This window comes from Pseudonocardia sp. EC080619-01, assembly GCF_001420995.1.
GTDB lineage: Bacteria > Actinomycetota > Actinomycetes > Mycobacteriales > Pseudonocardiaceae > Pseudonocardia.
Genome location: NZ_CP012184.1, coordinates 428,555 through 445,786 on the forward strand (window position 1 = coordinate 428,555; position 17,232 = coordinate 445,786).

Annotated in this window: 16 protein-coding genes and 1 pseudogene; 6 read left to right on the top strand and 11 right to left on the bottom strand. The window is 74.9% G+C overall.

What is annotated here, in order from left to right; all coding sequences use genetic code 11:
* Positions 1–12: 12 nt before the first annotated feature.
* The 4 genes and pseudogenes from AD017_RS01950 to AD017_RS01965 all read right to left on the bottom strand — a co-directional run bounded on the left by AD017_RS01950 (position 13) and on the right by AD017_RS01965 (position 3,469).
* Complete coding sequence (locus tag AD017_RS01950; protein WP_060572506.1) at positions 13–366, bottom strand: hypothetical protein; 354 nt, start codon at positions 364–366, stop codon at positions 13–15.
* A 44-nt stretch (positions 367–410) separates the two neighbouring features.
* The gene (locus AD017_RS01955) at positions 411–1,085 is read right to left on the bottom strand and encodes an HAD family hydrolase (protein ID WP_060572508.1); all 675 of its coding nucleotides are present in this window, start codon (positions 1,083–1,085) and stop codon (positions 411–413) included.
* A gap of 101 nt (positions 1,086–1,186) precedes the next feature.
* On the bottom strand, positions 1,187–1,720 hold the full coding sequence (locus tag AD017_RS01960) for a GNAT family N-acetyltransferase (protein ID WP_010224433.1): 534 nt from the start codon (positions 1,718–1,720) through the stop codon (positions 1,187–1,189).
* Positions 1,721–1,772: 52 nt separating this feature from the next.
* Positions 1,773–3,469 (bottom strand): annotated as a pseudogene (locus AD017_RS01965) (L-lactate permease).
* A gap of 224 nt (positions 3,470–3,693) precedes the next feature.
* On the opposite strand from AD017_RS01965, the gene AD017_RS01970 reads away from it, so the two are divergent.
* Both AD017_RS01970 and AD017_RS01975 read left to right on the top strand, forming a co-directional pair.
* Positions 3,694–4,905, top strand: a complete 1,212-nt coding sequence (locus AD017_RS01970) for a cytochrome P450 (protein ID WP_145982627.1) — start codon at positions 3,694–3,696, stop codon at positions 4,903–4,905.
* Between the two features lie 16 nt (positions 4,906–4,921).
* The gene (locus tag AD017_RS01975; RefSeq protein ID WP_010224436.1) at positions 4,922–5,617 is read left to right on the top strand and encodes a TetR/AcrR family transcriptional regulator; all 696 of its coding nucleotides are present in this window, start codon (positions 4,922–4,924) and stop codon (positions 5,615–5,617) included.
* Positions 5,618–5,675: 58 nt separating this feature from the next.
* On the opposite strand, the gene AD017_RS01980 is transcribed toward AD017_RS01975, so the two are convergent.
* Positions 5,676–6,740, bottom strand: coding sequence for an ABC transporter substrate-binding protein (locus AD017_RS01980; RefSeq protein ID WP_060572509.1), 1,065 nt, complete (start codon positions 6,738–6,740; stop codon positions 5,676–5,678).
* Positions 6,741–6,819: 79 nt separating this feature from the next.
* Positions 6,820–8,649 (bottom strand): molecular chaperone HtpG, encoded by a 1,830-nt coding sequence (htpG, locus tag AD017_RS01985; protein ID WP_060576185.1) that lies wholly within the window; start codon positions 8,647–8,649, stop codon positions 6,820–6,822.
* A gap of 261 nt (positions 8,650–8,910) precedes the next feature.
* Here htpG and AD017_RS01990 point away from each other — a divergent pair, with 261 nt between their 5' ends.
* Positions 8,911–9,288 (top strand): hypothetical protein, encoded by a 378-nt coding sequence (locus AD017_RS01990; RefSeq protein ID WP_145982628.1) that lies wholly within the window; start codon positions 8,911–8,913, stop codon positions 9,286–9,288.
* A gap of 137 nt (positions 9,289–9,425) precedes the next feature.
* On the top strand, positions 9,426–11,726 hold the full coding sequence (secD, locus tag AD017_RS01995) for a protein translocase subunit SecD (protein WP_227012636.1): 2,301 nt from the start codon (positions 9,426–9,428) through the stop codon (positions 11,724–11,726).
* A gap of 19 nt (positions 11,727–11,745) precedes the next feature.
* On the opposite strand, the gene AD017_RS02000 is transcribed toward secD, so the two are convergent.
* The 3 genes from AD017_RS02000 to AD017_RS02010 form a co-directional block, all read right to left on the bottom strand.
* On the bottom strand, positions 11,746–12,240 hold the full coding sequence (locus AD017_RS02000; RefSeq protein WP_060572513.1) for a hypothetical protein: 495 nt from the start codon (positions 12,238–12,240) through the stop codon (positions 11,746–11,748).
* Between the two features lie 65 nt (positions 12,241–12,305).
* Complete coding sequence (locus AD017_RS02005; RefSeq protein ID WP_145982629.1) at positions 12,306–12,827, bottom strand: hypothetical protein; 522 nt, start codon at positions 12,825–12,827, stop codon at positions 12,306–12,308.
* A gap of 52 nt (positions 12,828–12,879) precedes the next feature.
* The gene (locus tag AD017_RS02010) at positions 12,880–13,794 is read right to left on the bottom strand and encodes a LysR family transcriptional regulator (RefSeq protein ID WP_060572517.1); all 915 of its coding nucleotides are present in this window, start codon (positions 13,792–13,794) and stop codon (positions 12,880–12,882) included.
* Positions 13,795–13,869: 75 nt separating this feature from the next.
* On the opposite strand from AD017_RS02010, the gene AD017_RS02015 reads away from it, so the two are divergent.
* Entirely contained in the window at positions 13,870–14,283 is a 414-nt protein-coding gene (locus AD017_RS02015) for a VOC family protein (protein WP_060572519.1), read from the top strand.
* A gap of 134 nt (positions 14,284–14,417) precedes the next feature.
* On the top strand, positions 14,418–16,115 hold the full coding sequence (locus tag AD017_RS02020) for a heparan-alpha-glucosaminide N-acetyltransferase domain-containing protein (protein ID WP_060572521.1): 1,698 nt from the start codon (positions 14,418–14,420) through the stop codon (positions 16,113–16,115).
* A gap of 15 nt (positions 16,116–16,130) precedes the next feature.
* Here the strand turns inward: AD017_RS02020 and AD017_RS02025 are convergent, their stop codons facing one another.
* Positions 16,131–16,832 (bottom strand): hypothetical protein, encoded by a 702-nt coding sequence (locus AD017_RS02025; protein WP_060572523.1) that lies wholly within the window; start codon positions 16,830–16,832, stop codon positions 16,131–16,133.
* Positions 16,833–16,898: 66 nt separating this feature from the next.
* Positions 16,899–17,228 carry a DUF1905 domain-containing protein gene (locus tag AD017_RS02030; RefSeq protein WP_060572525.1) on the bottom strand — a complete coding sequence of 110 codons (330 nt, stop codon included), beginning with the start codon at positions 17,226–17,228 and terminating at the stop codon, positions 16,899–16,901.
* Positions 17,229–17,232: the final 4 nt, after the last annotated feature.

The window sequence follows — 17,232 nt, forward strand, 5'->3', positions numbered from 1 at the left end:
GCCGGCGCCGGGTCAGGGGATCCGGCGGCGCACCGCGTCGGCGCAGTCGTCCGGCGCGGTGTTGAAGGCGATCTCGGCGGCGGGCGCGTGCACCCGGACGAGGTTGACGACCTCCTCGAACTGGCGCAGGTGTTCGGGCGACGACCGGAGCCCGCCCCCGACGACGACGCAGTCGTACCGGCGGGCGGTCAGCGCCGCGGTGATCGCCTCGACGGCGCCGTCGGCGGGGTCCACCAGGCACTCGTGGGCGTCCAGGCCCAGCTCGTGGAAGCGGGCCCGGCCACGCTCCAGCCCGGCGAGCACCGGGGTGGGGTCGTACCCGGGGATCGTCCGCGGGTCGAACCCGATCACCAGGACCGTCGTCATGGGCGACACCCTCCTCCGCGGCCGCGGAGGGCGCCAGGCCGGGCTCAGCTGGGCAGGCCGAGCAGCGCGGGCAGGTCCGCGACCGAGTCGATGACGGCGTCGGCGCCGGCCGCGCGCAGCCGGGGCTCGCCGTGCGCTCCCCCACGCACCCCGATCGCGAGACCGGCCCCCGCCCGGACCGCGGCGTCGATGCCCGCGGTGGCGTCGCCGGCGACGGCCGCCCGGGACGGTTCGGCGCCGGTCCGCTTCGCCGCGGCGTGCAGCAGGTCGGGCTCGGGCAGGCCGCGCCCGTCGACGTCGGCCGGGGACAGCATCACGTCGGCGCGGGACGTGAAGTCCAGCGCCTCGACCAGCCGGTCCCGCAGGACCGGGTCGAACCCGCACGTCAGCGCCACCCGCATGCCGGCGTCACGCAGCGCGTCGAGCGCCTCCGGGGCGCCGTCGACCGGCCGGACCCGGCCGTCGTCGGCGGCGGCGGCGAGGTACTCGGCGAACGCCGTGTGCGCACGCCGGGCGCGGTACATGTCGCCGTCGAGCAGCTCGCCGAACACGGTGAGCGCCGGCCGGTCCATCGTCGCGCGGGCCTGCCGGTCCAGCGCCGGGTAGCACGGACCGTCCACCCGGACCCGGGCCGCGCGCAGCCCGGCACGGAACGCGGCGAGCACCAGGCCGTCGTCGGCCATCGTCGTGCCCGCGAGATCGAGGACCGCCAGTTGCACAGGGGAACTCCAGTCCCCTCGGGTGGCCAGCACCCGTCGTGGACCTGTCCTGCGGATGAACCGGCTCGGTCACTCCGGCGACGACGCCCCCGGACGGCCGGTCACCAGAGCTCGCCGTCGCGCCAGTCACAGGTCAGCGCCCGTGCGGGGTCCAGCACGACGTCGACCGGCAGCACGTACACGCCGCCGCGCTCCTCCGGGGTCTCGACGACGCCGTCCGGGGTGAGCGCCGACAGCGGCCCGGTCCAGGCGGTCCAGCCGAGGCGCCGGTAGAGCCGCGCGGCGGGATCGGACGCCCCGAGCGCCCCGAGCCGGTAGCCACCCCGTACGAGGCGTCCGACCGCCGTCATCAGCTGGGCGCCGAGGCCGCGGCCCTGCACGTCCGGGTGCACCGCCACGGCCTCGACGTACCCGGCGCGCAGGGCGGTGCCGCCGTGCAGCAACCGCCGCCCGACGACGGCCGCGTGCCCGACCGGCGCGTCCGGCGGCCCGGCGACGACGTGCAGCCCACCCAGCGAGTGGTCCCACGAGTCGTCGTCGAAGTCGTCGAACGCCGTGTCGAGCAGTGCCCGCAGCCGTCGCAGCCCGTCGCGTCCGAGATCGGCGGTGGGCAGGACGCGGATCTCGGCGGGCACCCGGCAGATCCTTCCGCATGCCGCTCCGCGGCGCCGGGTGCCCGGTCCCGTGTCAGAAGGTCGGCACCATCCAGGACAGCACCGGCGTCGACTGCAGGAAGATCAGGACGCAGAGCGCGAGCAGCAGGACCACGCTCCAGCCGATCGTCCTCCGGAACAGCTCGGACTCCCGTCCGCCGATCCCCACCGCGGTGGCGGCGATCGTGAGGTTCTGCGGGCTGATCATCTTCCCGACGACGCCGCCGGAGGTGTTGGCCGCGACCATCAGGTGCGGGTCGAGCCCGGCCTGCTGGGCAGCCGTCTGCTGCAGGGTGGCGAACAGCGCGTTGGCCGAGGTGTCCGAGCCGGTGACGGCGGTGCCGAGCCAGCCCAGGATCGGGGAGAGGAACGCGAACAGCGCACCGGTTCCGGCGATCCAGGTGCCCACGGTGATCGTCTGGCCGGACAGGTTCATCACGTAGGCCAGCGCCAGCACCGTGGCGACGGTGAAGAAGGCCCACCGCAGCTTGTACGCCGTGCCGGTGAACTCGCGCCAGGCCGCGCCCGGGGAGACCCGGTACACGACGGCGACCACGATCCCGGACAGCAGCAGCAGCGAGCCGGGCGAGGACAGCCACTGGAAGTTGTAGGTGGTGGTCGAGACGGCCTCGCCGGTGGCGTCGAGGACCTGCCCGTCGAGCCCGGGCCAGGCGACGCCGACGTCGGAGGCGCTGAGCAGGCTCTTGGCCGGTGTCCAGAGCTTCGCGATCGAGAAGACCACGATGACCAGCAGGTAGGGGAAGAACGCCATCAGCGTCCGGCTGGTGGTGAGCGCCTCCGCGCGGTCGGTGAGGGCGCGCTGCTCGGTGACCAGCGCGGTGCCGCCGCCACCGTCCGGGGCGTCGGACGGCGTCTCGTCCGCCCGCTCGCCGCGCAGCTTCTCCATCGCCTCGGTCCCGCCGGACGGCTGCCAGAACCGCAGCATGACCACCCCGGCGACCAGGCCGGTCAGGGCGGCGACGATGTCGGTGAGCTCGACCGACAGGTAGGTCGCGGCGAGCCACTGGGCCACCGCGAAGGCCAGGCCGATCACCAGCGCGACCGGCCAGGTCTGCCGCATGCCGCGCACGCCGTCGACGAGGAACACCAGCAGCAGCGGCACGACGAAGGCCAGCACCGGGGTCTGGTGCCCGACCACGGCGCCGATCTCGGCGTACGGGATCCCGGTCAGGGTGCCCGCGGTGATGATCGGGGTGCCGACGGCACCGAACGCGACCGGCGCGGTGTTCGCCACCAGCACGACGACGGCGGCCCGGATCGGCGAGAAGCCCAGTGCCATCAGCATGACGCCGGTGATCGCCACCGGGGCCCCGAACCGGCGAGCGCCTCCAGCAGCCCGCCGAAGCAGAACGCGATGATCACCGCCTGCACCCGCGGGTCGTCCGAGATCAGGTGGAACGCCGCGCGGAGGTCCTCGAACCGGCCGCTGGCCACCGTGACCTGGTAGAGCCAGATCGCCGTGAAGACGATCCACATGATCGGGAAGAGGCCGAAGACCGCTCCCTCGGTCGCCGAGAGCAACGCCAGGTGCGCCGGCATCCCGAAGGCGACGACGGCCACGACGATCGAGACGGCGAGCGCCGCGAGCGCCGCCCAGTGCGCCTTCCAGCGCAGCGCGCCGAGCAGGACGAAGATGGTCAACAGGGGCAGGAGGGCCACCAGGGCCGAGAGCGTGAGGCTCCCGAGCGGCGCCAGTTGCTGCTGGAACATGAGCACTCCGCGGCAGGGATCGTCGGTGATCGGTGCTGGGCGTTGGTACGGGTGGAGGAACGCGTCGCCCGACAGTGTGACGTACGCGGCCACCGAGCAGCAGACCGGACAACGGTGCGGCACAGGCCGATCCGGCACCGGAGCGGACGAAACGAAGAGCGTCCTATCGTTTCACCGCGTACGGTCGGTGGGGACGCGCGTCCGCGACCCGGAGGACCACCACCGTGACCGACACCGACGTCCACCCCCTGCCGCTGCACATGCGCCGGGACCGCTTCACCCCCGATCCCGCTCTCGACCGGCACCGCGAGGACGGCGACGTCCCCGTCGTCCGGGGCGCGTTCGGTGCCGAGGCCTACCTCGTCACCCGCTACGACGACGTCCGCGAGGTGCTCGGCGACGCGGCCACCTTCTCCAACGCGGCCGGCTCGGAGCTGCGCCGCCCGGAGGGCCCCCGGCTGTCCGAGGCCGAGCTCGCCGAGATGCGGGCCGGGAATCTGCTCGCCCAGGACCCGCCGGAGCACACCCGGCTGCGCCGGCTGCTCACCCGCGAGTTCACCCAGCGCCGGATGGCGCGCCTGGAGCCGCGGATCACCGAGATCGTCGACGACCACCTCGACGCCCTGGAGAAGGCCGGACCGGGCGCGGACCTGGTGCGCGAGTTCGCGCTGCCGATCCCCTCGCTGGTGATCTGCGAGCTGCTCGGCGTGCCCTACGCCGACCGCGACGAGTTCTCCGCGCGGTCGTCGCGGCTGCTGGACCTGTCGCTGCCCGCCGACGAGCGGGTCGCGCTCTCCCGGGAGAACCGCGCGTACATGTCCCGGCTGGTCGACGGCGCGTTCGCCGACCCGGGCGAGGACATCCTCGGGATGCTCGTGCGCGAGCACGGCCACGACCTCACGCACGCCGAGCTGGTCGGCATCGCGTCGCTGCTGCTGATCGCCGGGCACGAGACGACGTCGAACATGCTCGCCCTCGGCACGCTGGCGCTGCTCGAGCATCCCGACCAGGCGGACGCGGTCCGGGCCGAGCCCGAGCTCGCCCGCCCGGCCGTCGAGGAGCTGCTGCGCTGGCTGACGATCGTCCACACCGGCGTCGTCCGGGTCACGACCCGGGACACCGCGATCGGCGGCACCGCCGTGCCGAAGGACTCGCTCGTCCTGTGCTCGCTCCCCTCGGCCAACCGCGATCCCGCGGCGGGTGCCGAGGACCCGGCCCGGCTCGACGTCCGCCGCGGGGCGGCCGGGCACGTCGCGTTCGGGCACGGCGTGCACCACTGTCTGGGCGCGCCACTGGTCCGGATGGAGATGGCGACGGCGTTCCCGGCGTTGCTGCGCCGGTTCCCGACGCTCGCCGTCGCGGGTGAGGTCCCGTCGTCGGCATTCCGGGCATACCACTTCGTGTACGGCATGCACTCACTCCGCGTGACCTGGTAGGCGCTACCGTTCCCGGATGGGGACCACGACCGGCCCAGCGGCCCGGCCGTTGCGGGCCGACGCGGCACGCAACCACCGGCGGATCGTCGAGGCGGCCGCCGCCGCCTTCGAGTCCGACGGCCCGGACGTCGCGCTGGAGGAGATCGCGCGGCGGGCCGGGGTCGGGGTCGCCACGCTGTACCGCCGCTTCCGCACCCGGGACCTGCTGGTGCGGGCGGTGCTGGAGGACGTGTTCGCCGCCGAGATCGAGCCGACCGCCGCGGCCGGCGACGGCGACCCGTGGTCCGACCTCGCCGGGTCGCTGTCCCGCGCGGTGGAGGCGATCGCCGGGCGGCGCACCCTGCTCAAGCTGGCGCGGGAGACCGGCGCGTTCGACGTCGAGCCGGTGCACCGGTACGGCCGCACGCTGACCCGGTTGCTCGACCGGGCCCGGGAGGCCGGGGCCGTGCGGCCCGAGCTCACCCCGCGCGATCTCTCGGCGGTGCTGGTGATGGCACTGGCCGCCGTGGACGTCTCCGAGGACGACGCGGACAGCACCGACGGCACCGGCGGCACCCACGGCACGGACGGCGGCGGTGCCTCGGCCGACGAGGACCGGCGGCGCTACCTGGCGCTGCTGCTCGACGGGCTCCGGCCGGGCCATCCGCCGCTGCCGTCGCCGCCCGGCGACAGGACAGAAACCGGTGCGGACGCGAGCTTCCCCCCGCACTAGGTGAGGGGCTACGGTCGTCGGCGTCCGCTCGGCAACGGCGCCGGGCGGATGTTCTGCGTCAGCGGCCGGAGACGCGTTCCGGGTGTAGCCGCCCGGCCAGGGCCGCCACCGCGTCGGCGTTCCGGATCCCCGGGCTGACCTCGGCGAACGTCGTCGTGTAGACCCGGCCGTCGCGGACCGCGGGGACCGTCGCCAGCGCCGGGTCGGCGCGCAGCCTCTCGACCAGCGGCGCCGCCGACTCCGGTCCCTTGTCGACCCCGCAGCAGGCCGGGACGACGATGACATCCGGTCGTGCGGCCACGATCCCCTCGGTCGAGACCGTGCGCTGCCGGCCGTCGATCTCCGGGAACGCCTGGGTCCCGCCTGCGGCCTCGATGATCGTCGTCGCGATGTCGCCGGAGCCGAAGACGCGCAGCTCCCCGGTCTGTCCCGGCGAGTTCAGCATCGCCACCCGCGGCCGCTCGGTGACCCCGTCGAGCCGCCGCGCGACGTCGTCCAGGGTGGACCGCATGCGGCCCGTGACCGCGGCGGCGCGGTCCTCGGCGCCGAGCAGCCGGCCGAGGTCGGTGAGGTCGCGTTCCACCCCGGCGAACGACACGTCGACCGCGCCGAGCTCGGTCTGTCCGCCGCCGTCGGCGGACGGGCAGTAGGAGCTGAACAGGAACGAGTCCATCCCGGTGCCGGCGAGGTCGGCGCGGGTGCCCAGGCCCTCCCGGGTGAAGGCGCCGGTGAACCCGGAGACCACGAGGTCGGGCGCTACCCGCAGGACCTCCTCGCGCGACGGGTACTCCTCCGGCCAGTAGATCGGCCGGTCCTGCTCGGGGTGGAACCCGCCGGCGAGCTCGGGGAGCAGCGGGTTGTCGAGGTAGGCGGCACCCACCAGCCGGTCCCCCGCGCCGAGCGCGAGCACGGCCTCGACCGCGTTGTGGAACATCGCGACGACGCGGCCGGGCCGCTCGACCGGGACGTCGACGTCGCAGTTGCGGACCGTCGGCCCGGCCGGGGCGGTGCCCGGGACGGCCTGCTCCGGGGCCCCGCCGCACCCGGCGAGCAGGACGACCACGAGGGACGACGCGGCGACCGAGGCGGCACGGGATCCGAGGGTCCGGCGGGAGCGGGGCACGCGGGGACACTAGCCGCGCACTCCCGCCGGATTCCACAGTTGAGCAGACGTTCAGCTGTTCGTCACAGCGGGCACCGGGTCAGAGCGTGCGCTCCAGCCGTCCGGCCAGGAGCCCCACGAACCGGGACGGGTCGGCGAGCTCCCCGCCCTCGGCGAGCAGCGCCATGCCGTGCAGCAGCTCGGCGGTCTCGCTCGCGTCGGTCCCGGCGGCCTGCGCGTCGCGCAGCCCGGTGACCAGCGGGTGCGACGGGTTGAGCTCCAGGATCCGCTTGACCTTCGGCGGCTCCTGCCCCATCGCCCGGTACATCTTCTCCAGGGTCGGGGTCATGTCGAACTCGTCGCCGACCAGCACCGCGGGCGAGGTCGTGAGCCGCGACGACAGCCGGACCTCCTTGACCTCCTCCTCGAGGACGCCGGTCATCCACTCGCAGAGCCCGGCGAACTCGGTGCGCTGCTCCTCGGCCTTCTCCTTGTCCTCGTCGGACTGGAGATCCACCTGACCCTTGGCGATCGAGCGGAACGGCGTGCCGTCGAAGCCCTCGACGCCGTCGACCCACACCTCGTCGACCGGGTCGGTGAGCAGCAGGACCTCGTAGCCCTTGTCCCGGAACGCCTCCATGTGCGGGGAGGACTGGATCGACGACGCCGAGTCCCCGGTCATGTAGTAGATGGCGTCCTGGCCCTCCTGCATCCGCTCCGTGTACGCGGCGAGGGTGGTCGGCCCGTCGGTCGCGTGGGTGGAGGCGAAGGAGGAGACGCCGAGGATCGTCTCGGTGTTGTCGGCGTCGGAGAGCAGCCCCTCCTTGAGCGCGCGGCCGAACTGCTCCCAGAACGTGGCGTACTTCTCGGGCTGCTCGTCGCGCAGGGTGCCGATGGTGGACAGCACCTTCTTCACCAGGCGGCGGCGGATCGCGGAGATCTGCCGGTCCTGCTGGAGGATCTCGCGGGAGACGTTCAGCGACAGGTCGGCCGCGTCGACGACGCCCTTGACGAAGCGCAGGTACTCCGGGACCAGCGCCTCGCAGTCGTCCATGATGAACACGCGCCGGACGTAGAGCTGGACGCCGCGGCGGGCGTCGCGCATGTAGAGGTCCATCGGCGCGACCTGCGGCAGGAACAGCAGCGCCTGGTACTCGAAGGTGCCCTCGGCGGCGAGCCGCATGGTCTCCAGCGGCTCCTGCCAGTCGTGGCTGACGTGCCGGTAGAACTCCGCGTACTCCTCGTCGGAGACGTCCTTCTGCGGGCGCGCCCAGAGCGCCTTCATCGAGTTGAGGGTCTCGGGCTCCGGCTCGGACTCCGTGTCCGGTGTCTGCTCCGGGGTCATCCGGACCGGCCAGGTGATGAAGTCCGAGTAGGTCTTCACGATGCGCCGCAGCACGCCCGGGTCGGCGTAGTCGTGCATCTGGTCCTCGGCGTCGGACGCCTTGAGGTGCAGCGTCACCGCCGTGCCCTGCGGGGCGTCGTCGACGTCGGCGATCGTGTACGAGCCCTCGCCGTCGGACTCCCAGCGCACCCCGCCGCCGGTGCCGGCCTTGCGGGTGGTCAGCTCGACCCGGTCGGCGACCATGAAGGACGAGTAGAACCCGACACCGAACTGGCCGATCAGGTCGCGCGCCTGGTCACCGTCACCGGCGTCCTGCAGCTTCGCGAGCAGCTCGGCGGTCCCGGACTTCGCGATGGTGCCGATCAGCTCGACGACCTCGTCGCGGGTCATCCCGATGCCGTTGTCGCGCACGGTCAGGGTCCGCGCACCGGGGTCGGCGACGAGCTCGACGTGCAGGTCATCGGTCTCCGCCCCGAGCTCCTTGTCCTGGTAGGCGGCGAGACGCACCTTGTCCAGCGCGTCCGACGCGTTCGAGATCAGCTCGCGCAGGAACACGTCCTTGTTCGAGTAGATCGAGTGGATCATGAGCCGCAGCAGCTGCCGGGCCTCCGCCTGGAACTCGATCGTCTCGGTGCTCACGTCTCTTCCCTCCTGGCTGCCATGCGGTCGGACCACCCGATTCTGCCGTGCCGGGCGGCCGGGGAACGCACCCCCCGGCCCTCCCGGGCGCGGCGCCCGCCCGGCGCTGCCACCGGTGCCACCGGTGCCCGGGCCGACCCGGCCGCGCCGCGCGCCGGTACCGTCGCGGACGAACTGCAGCTTCCCCTCGAACCGGACGGACCGGACGTGAGCCCGACCCGCACTCCCGCACGGCGCCTGGCCGCCGTGCTGTTGCTGTCGCTGGTCGCGGTCCTTGCGCCGGTCGCGGGCCCCGCGACGGCATGGGCGGACCCGGTCCCGGCCTCGGTGGGCAGCGACGCCGCCCCGGCGGCGGCCGGACCGCAGTCCGCACTGGCCACGCGCCCCGTCCCGGGCGGCCCGCTGCCCGCCGACGACGCGGCACCGCCCGGGCCCCCTGGTCCGGCGCTCGACGCGCTCGTCCTCGCACCGCCGCAGGTCACGGCCGCTGCCGTCGCCCGGCCCGTGGCCGAGAAGAGAGCGACCACCGGTCTCGATCCGGGGCACGCCTCGGCCTCCACCCTGCGCGGACCGCCCGCGGCCTGACCGGCCGGTACCCGTCGCCGGTCCGCCGACCGGCGCCCGTGCCTCCGCCGCGGACCACGGTCCCGCAGCGACCCGGCCCCCGCTCCCGCCCGTCCGCTCCCCCGTCCCGTGACCGGGACGCAGCCCCGAGGAATCCCGTGCAGCAACGCCCCGTCCTGTGGCGCGTGATGATCGCGCTCGCCGTGCTCGCCGTGTCCGCCGTCGTCGCGCTCACCACCGCGCCCACCCTGGGCCTGGACCTGCGCGGCGGCACCCAGATCGTGCTCGAGACCCGCGACACCGAGGAGGTGCCCGCGGACGCCGCGGCCACCGACCGGGTGCTCGAGGTCCTCCGCGGCCGCGTCGACGGTCTCGGTGTCGCCGAACCGTCGCTGACGCGCTCCGGGGAGAACCGGATCATCGTCGAGCTCCCCGGTCTCACCGACCCGGCGGAGGCCGCCGAGACGCTCGGCCGGACCGCCCAGCTGACCATGCACCCGGTGCTCGGCACCGGGGCCCCGGAGGCCGCGCCCACCGCCGACGAGACGGGCCAGCCGCTGCAGCTCGGGCCGCCCGCGCTGCAGGGCGACATGATCGCCTCGGCGCAGTCGGTGCCGTCGCAGCAGTCGGTCGGGTTCGAGGTGCAGGTCGGCTTCGACGGCGAGGGCCCCGGCCGCTGGCAGGCGCTCACCGGGCAGGCCGCCTGCGCCCCGCCGGGCGACCCCCAGCGCCGGGTCGCGATCGTGCTCGACGACCAGGTGATCTCCTCGCCGCAGGTCGACCCCTCGATCGCCTGCCAGGTCGGCATGGTCGGCGGGCAGACGACGATCACCGGCAACTTCTCCCAGGAGCAGGCGAACGAGCTGTCCGTGCTCATCGAGGGCGGCGCGCTGCCGGTGCCGGTCGAGATCATCGAGCAGCGGACCGTCGGCCCGACGCTCGGCGCCGACGCGATCTCCGCGAGCGCCTGGGCCGCGATCATCGGCTCGGCGCTCACCGCCGTCTTCCTGATCGTCGTCTACCGCCTGGTCGGGGTGGTCGCCGTCGTCGCGCTCGGCGGCTACGCGCTCACCGCCTACGCGGTGCAGACCGGACTCGGCGCGACCCTGACCCTGCCCGGCCTGGCCGCCTTCGTCCTCGCCGTCGGTATGGCCGTCGACGCGAACGTGCTGATCGCCGAACGCTCCCGCGAGGAGTACGCGGCCCGGCCACGCCTGGAACGCGCGTCGGAGAACGGCTACCGGTTCTCGCTGTCCGCCGTCGGGGACGCCGCCGTCACCTCGCTGCTCGCCGCCGTCCTGCTGTTCGGGCTGGCGTCGGGCCCGGTGCGCGGCTTCGGCGTCACGCTCGTCATCGGTGTCGTCGTCTCGCTGTTCTCGGCGCTGGTGCTGTCCCGGTTGCTGACGCTGGCGGTGCTGCGGATCCCCGCGGTCCGCAGGCGGCCCCGCATCACCGGGATCGCGGCGATCGGGCCCGTGCGGCAGCGCCTGGAGGCGCGCGACCCGGGCTTCCTGCGCAACGCGGCGAAGGTGCTCGCCGTCGCCGGTGTGGTGCTGGTGGTCGCGGTCAGCGGGCTGTTCGTGCGCGGGCTGGAACTCGGGGTCGAGTTCACCGGCGGCCGGCTCGTCGAGTTCACGACGACGAACCCGATCACCCCCGAGCAGGCCCGGGAGGCCGTCACCGCCGCCGGGTACCCGAACCTGCAGGTCACGACGACCGGGGACGGCGCCGTCGGTCTGCGGGCCGGTGAACTGGCGGACGCGGAGGTCGCGGCCCTGCGCGACTCGGTCGCCGCCGCCGGTGGCGGGGCCGAGGTCCTGCGCGACGAGATGATCGGCCCGAGCCTCGGCGAGGAGCTGGCGCGGGGCGGTCTGATCGCCCTCGGCGTCGCGCTGGCGGCCCAGTTCCTCTACCTGGCCTTCCGGTTCCGGTGGACACTCGGCGCCGGTGCGGTGGCCGCCCTGCTCGCCAACGTGCTGGTCGTCGTCGGAGTGTTCGCCTGGACCGGTCGGACCCTCGACGGGGTGTTCCTCGCGGCGCTGCTCACCGTCATCGGCTACTCCGTCAACGACACGGTGGTGGTGTTCGACCGGGTGCGCGAGCACTGGGCGCGCCGGGCGAAGGACCCGTTCCACAGGGTCGTCGGATCGGCCGTGCTCTCGACGCTGCCGCGGACGGTGAACACCGGCGTCTCGACACTGATGATCCTGGTGATGCTGCTGCTCCTGGGCGGGGCGACGCTCGCCGACTTCGCGCTGGCGCTGATCATCGGCATCGTGGTGGGCACGATCTCGACCATCGTGGTCGCCGGACCGGTCGCGATCCTGCTGGAGCGCCGCTGGGGCGGGACACCGCCGCGGGTCGGCAAGGACAAGCAGCCGGTCGGCAAGGCCGGTCGCCGCAACCCGTCGCGGGCCGACCGCGCCCGGAGCCGCAACGCCGACGGCGCCGTGGTCTGACCCCCGGTCCATACCCGGATCAGCTCGCGGCCGACCGGTCGCCGCGGTCGAGCCGCTCCCCGCAGCGCTCGATCGCGGCCCGGATCATGCGGCCGTACCCGTCGTCCGGAAGGGCACCGGTCCGGGCGCGGGCGAGCGCGAGGTGCTCGCGGGCCGGGCCGTCGGCGCCGAGCCTGCGGTGCACGTCGGCCAGGTTGAGGTGCAGCGACGGGTAGAAGCCCGCCACCTGCAGCGACGCGTGGTGGGCCCGGGCGCGGTCGTCGGTCAGCTCGTCGGCGGCGGCGAGCGCCCGCTCGTCCCACCTCAGCTCCGCGTGCGGATCGTCCTGCACGTCGGCCGCGTGGTGCGCGAGCGTGCAGCGGTGCAGCGGGTCGCCGCGCTCGCCGACCCGGGCCCAGAGCGCGTCGAACCGGGCGCGGGCCGTGGCGGTGTCACCGGCGTGCCCCGCCTCCACCGCGGCCCCGATCTCCGCCATCACGATGTCGTGCCGGTCGTCCTGCTGGGTGTCGGTCATCGTTCCTCCCGGTCGCCGCTGCGTGGACCGGATGATGCGGGGCACCCCCGACAGTTCCCCGGCCGTCAGCCCGCCGGGTGCTCCCGCCAGCGGAGCTCCGCGGCCCGCCACTCCCGGTCGAGGCGTTCGGCGGCGAGCCCCCGGCCCACCGACCGGGCCCACCGGTCGGCGAGCAGCACCAGCAGCCCGCCGGCGACGAGCACCGACGCCGTCCGCAGCACCCCCGCCGTGCGGGCCTCGGCCAGCCAGCGCGGGGTGGTCGGCTCGCCGTCGGCGTCGAGCCACAGCGTCACCGTGCGGCCCGCGGTCGCGACCTCGCCGACCGCGACGTCCGCGACCCGGATGCCGTCGCGCGGGTCGTTCCAGGTCACCGGCACCGGGGCGCCGCCGGCGTCGGGCCGGGTCTGCAGGACCGTCGCCGTCGTCCGGGTCGCGTCGTAGCGGGCGGCGACCTCGTCCTCGGCGGCCTGACCGGCGAGCAGCGCCACCAGGACGAGAAGCCCGACCGCGACCGGCACGGCGACCCGCCGGACGGTGCCGAGTGCGCGCTCCACCGGGTCCGCGTCCGGGCTGGTGATCAGGTCCATGCTGACGAGGATCGGCGGCGCCGTGGCCGGCCACAATGCGGAATCGGCGCGGTCAGCCTTCGGGTACGGCAGAGGCTCGGATGTGGTCGGCCAGCGCGGACGCGACCGGCCAGCTCGGCGACCCGCGCTCCAGCGCCGCGCCCCAGCACAGCGACAGGCCGCGCCGCGCCCACGGCTCGGCGAGGTCACGGACCTCGAGGCGCCCGAGCCGGGCCGGGCCCGCTGCCGCGCGGCGCGGGACGATCCCCAGGCCGGCGCCCGCCTCGGCCAGCGCGACGACCGTCCGGAGGTCGACGGTGCGGGTCCGGTACCGCGGCACCGGGGCGGACGGCCCCGCGTGCCCGGTCAGCGCGACCTGGAACGGCGCCGCCGCCTGCAGCCCCACCATCGGGTGCTCTGCAGCCTCGGCGTAGGTCATCGCGTCGCGGCCGTCGAGCACCCCGCCGGGCGGGCCGATGACGACGAGTGAGTCGTCGCACAGCGGCTCGGCCGCCAGCCCCGAACCGGCCGCGACGTCGTCGAGCACGATGCCCAGATCGGCCTCGCCGTCGACGAGCCGCCGGGCGGTCTCGACGCTGCGGTGGACCGTGACGTCGACGTCGGCGTCCGGGTGGGCCAGGAGGAACGTCGTCACCGCGCGCGGCACCAGGCCGTGCATCGCCGAGCTGCCGGCCAGCAGGGACAGCGGCGCCGACGCGGGCCGGGCGTAGGACGCGATCGCGCCGTCGAGACGGGCCGCGCGGTCGAGGACGTCGCGGGCGTGCCGGGCCAGTGCCATCCCCGCCGGGGTCGTGCGGACCCCGCGGCGGCCGCGGACGAGCAGCCCGATCCGCGCGTGCCGCTCCAGGGAGCGGATCCGCGCACTCGCCGACGGCAGGCTCAGGTTCGCCCGCTCCGCCCCCGCCGTGATGGAGCCCTCGGCGACGACGTGCAGGAACAGCCGGAGGTCGGTGAGGTCGTACTGCACAGCGGTCAGCCTATGGAAGAACCGCACTCTCTGACGAGGACTGTTCCTGTCCGCGATCCAGGCCAGGATCGGCGGATGACTCCCACCCTGCAGATCGCCCTCGACGCCACCGACCCGCACGCCCTCGCCCGCTTCTGGGCGGCGGCCCTGGGGTACGAGGTCGAGGACCACACCGAGATCGTCACCGGGCTGCTCGCCGCCGGGCACCTCACCGACGACGAGGTGCTGACCGACGGCGACCGCACGGCGTTCCGTGACGTCGCCACCTGCCGCGGCCCCGGCCCGCGCCTCTTCCTCCAGCGGGTGCCGGAGCCGAAGACGGCGAAGAACCGGGTGCACCTCGACCTGCAGCTCGGGCCGGAGGCCGCGCCCGCGGAGATCGAGCGGCTGGTCGCCCTGGGCGCCGAGGTGGCGTGGGTGACCTCCGACCGCGGCCCGGTGAACACCACCCTGCGCGACCCCGAGGGCAACGAGTTCTGCGTGAGCTGACCGGCCTGCTCCCGGAAGTGGGGTTGTCCCCCGCACGGCCTCGTACCAGCCCGACCGACACGGTGCCCCGACGCTGCCACCGTCGACGGTGACCGCCGACCGGCGGAGCTCGGCGAGCTTCCGGGAGATGCGCCATGCCGTCGCCAGCAGCAGTCACCGCACGGACCGCGGGACCGGAGGTCACGGCCCCGCTGCCCGTCCCCGACGCCCGGCGGCGGCCACGCCTGGCCGGTGTCGACGTCGCCCGCGGCGCGGCGGTGCTCGGGATGATCGCGACGCACGCGCTGCCGCAGGCGACCGACGCCGGGGACCCCACGACGGCCGCGGTGGTGGCCGCCGGACGGTCGGCGGCGACGTTCGTGTTCGTCGCCGGTGTCAGCGTGGCCTTCCTGTCCGGTCGACGGGACGGTGTGCACGGCCGGGCACGCCTCGCCGCCTCGGCCGGGCTGCTGGTCCGCGCCGGCGTCGTCCTCGCGTTGGGGCTCGTCGTCGGGACGCTGTCGCCCCTCAACGGCATCTGGGGGATCCTGCCCGTCTACGGCCTGCTGTTCGTCCTGGTGCTCCCGCTGCTGGGGCTGGGGCCACGCGCGCTCGCCGCGGTCACCGCCGCGATCGTCGCCCTCGGCCCGGTGCTGCTGATGACGACGTCCGCCGCGGAGCTGCCGCTGGCCGGCGAGGACGACCCGACGCTCGTCACCCTGCTCCTGGACCCGCTCGGGCTCCTGGTGCAGCTCCTCCTGTCGGGCGCCTACCCGGTGGTGGTCTACCTGGCCTACCTGACCGCCGGGCTCGCGGTCGGCCGGCTCGACCTGTCGTCGGGACGGGTCGCGGGATGGCTGCTCGGCGGGGGGCTGGCGCTCGCCGTGACGGCGCGCGCGGTGTCCTGGTACCTGCTGGACGTCCTCGGCGGGCTCGACGCGCTGGTGCGCGGCTCCGGCGCCGACGATCCCGCCCGGGCCGCGACGACGCTGCTGTGGGAGGAGAACCAGCCGCTGACGTCGTGGTGGCACCTCGCGCTGCCGGCACCGCACTCGCACACCCCGGTCGACCTGCTGCACACCCTCGGCTCGGCGTCCGCGGTGCTCGGCGCCTCGCTGCTGCTCAGCCGGGTGCCGATCGTGCGGCGGATGCTCTCGCCGCTCGCTGCGGCGGGCAGCATGGCACTGACCGTGTACTGCGCACACCTCGTGTTGCTCGCCACGGGCATCTGGTCCGACGACCCCACCCTGCTGTTCACCGCGATGGCGGTCGGCGCCCTGCTGGGTGCGCTGCTCTGGCGCCACCTGCTCGGTCAGGGGCCGCTGGAGAAGCTCGTCTCCGTGCCTGCCACGGCCGCCCGCCGGGCCGTCGCGGCGGGCCCGGCCCGCACGCCGTCGACCGGGCTGTCCGTGGGAGCGCGGGCCGCGACCCGGGTGGCCGCCGGGACCGCCGCCGTCGTGGTGCTCGTCACCGCGCTCGGCCTGGGGGTCTGGACCCGGAGCACGGCCCCGGTCCCCGCCGCCGGTCCGGAGGTGACGGGGAGCGCGCCCGCCGATCCTGACGCCGCGGACGCGGCCGGCCCGGACGCCGCCCGGTACTGCGCGCTGTCCGTCCGGTACTCCGCCCTGCTCGACACCGAGGAGGACCCCGCACCGGAGGCCCTCCGGGACGCCGCGGACACGGCGACGGAGATGGCCCGGGTGGCCCCCGCACCGGTCGCGGGCCCGGTCGCCCTGCTCGCCGACGACGCACGGGCCGAGGCCGGCGTCACCGGCGCCACCGCCCCGGATCCCGCCGCGGTCGAGACGGCGCAGGCGGCGGTCGACGCGTTCGAGGAGACCGGCTGCGCGTAGGCCCGCGGGCCCCGGTCAGCCGGGTTCGAGGTCGTAGGTCCGCCTGCCCACGGTGATCAGGTCGACGGCCGAGACCAGCCCCGCGTTCCCCGCACCCTGGTTCACCCCGGCCGCGTACGCCGAGATGCCGGGATGGGCGTCCATGATCTCGTCGAGCGTGTACTGCGGCGCGCCGTCCGCGCACTCGCGGTAGGCGTCGGCGGCGCCGATCTGGCGGGTGAGGCAGAACGTGCCGGAGCCGACGTCGTACCGCGTCCAGCGGCCCACCGGCGCCGGATCCGGGAGGTAGGTCAGCAGGTGCAGGTCCTGCGGGCCGAGGTCGCCGCCGTCGATGTCGGCGGCGATCTGGAACGACGGCATCGCGTCCGTCGACGACTCCGGGGCCCGGAACGCCTGGTAGCTGCTGGTGGCGAAGCGGGACAGCGGCCCGCCGACCTCGCGGGTGACGAACTGGACCTTGTCGCCGTCGCCGGGTGTGCGGAGCTCCAGCGCACCGGTGCCGCCGTCGGCGGGGGCGCCGTACCGCGAGGTGAACTCGCGGCTGCCCGCGCCGCGGTCGAACGTCCCCGCGAACTGGTTCGACGCCATGGGCGTGACGGTGACCGTTCCGGACGGCCCGAACGGGTCCACCGCGAGAGCAGGGTGCAGCGAGGCCCCCGCCAGCAGGGCCGCCAGCGCGGCCGCCCCGACGAGTCCGTTCCGGCGCGCACGACGCATGTGTCCTCCTCGACCCGTGATCGTCCGGTCCAACGAGCAGGGAGGGCCGGGGATACCCGTGCGAGGTCAGCGGCGGACGCGGATCTCCATGGACACCGTGACCACGTCCCCGACGTCGACGCCCTCGGTGCGCCGGACCACGTCCTTCACCGGGAGCAGGTACCCGCCGTTCTTCGGGAACAGCGACGTCGTCCAGCGGGTCGCGCCCAGCGCGGCGTCGACGGGGACCATGCCCCAGCCGTACGTGACGTCCCGGCTGACCTCGGCGACCTCCGCCGCGAGCTCGTCGGGCAGCCGGACGAAGTGGAACGGCGACGGGCCACGCCAGTGGACGATCTCGCCGGTGACGTCCACCGCGGTGCTCCCCTCGCCGGTGCGGGCCCTCAGGGGCCACATCGGA

What these genes read in the sequence shown, in the direction of transcription:
- AD017_RS02030 (WP_060572525.1), bottom strand. Translation starts at nt 17,228, where the DNA reads ATGTGGCCCCTGAGGGCCCGCACCGGCGAGGGGAGCACCGCGGTGGAC.
- AD017_RS01975 (WP_010224436.1), top strand. Translation starts at nt 4,922, where the DNA reads ATGGGGACCACGACCGGCCCAGCGGCCCGGCCGTTGCGGGCCGACGCG.
- htpG (WP_060576185.1), bottom strand. Translation starts at nt 8,649, where the DNA reads ATGATCCACTCGATCTACTCGAACAAGGACGTGTTCCTGCGCGAGCTG.
- AD017_RS01950 (WP_060572506.1), bottom strand. Translation starts at nt 366, where the DNA reads ATGACGACGGTCCTGGTGATCGGGTTCGACCCGCGGACGATCCCCGGG.
- AD017_RS02015 (WP_060572519.1), top strand. Translation starts at nt 13,870, where the DNA reads ATGACTCCCACCCTGCAGATCGCCCTCGACGCCACCGACCCGCACGCC.
- AD017_RS02025 (WP_060572523.1), bottom strand. Translation starts at nt 16,832, where the DNA reads ATGCGTCGTGCGCGCCGGAACGGACTCGTCGGGGCGGCCGCGCTGGCG.
- AD017_RS02020 (WP_060572521.1), top strand. Translation starts at nt 14,418, where the DNA reads ATGCCGTCGCCAGCAGCAGTCACCGCACGGACCGCGGGACCGGAGGTC.
- AD017_RS02000 (WP_060572513.1), bottom strand. Translation starts at nt 12,240, where the DNA reads ATGACCGACACCCAGCAGGACGACCGGCACGACATCGTGATGGCGGAG.
- AD017_RS02005 (WP_145982629.1), bottom strand. Translation starts at nt 12,827, where the DNA reads ATGGACCTGATCACCAGCCCGGACGCGGACCCGGTGGAGCGCGCACTC.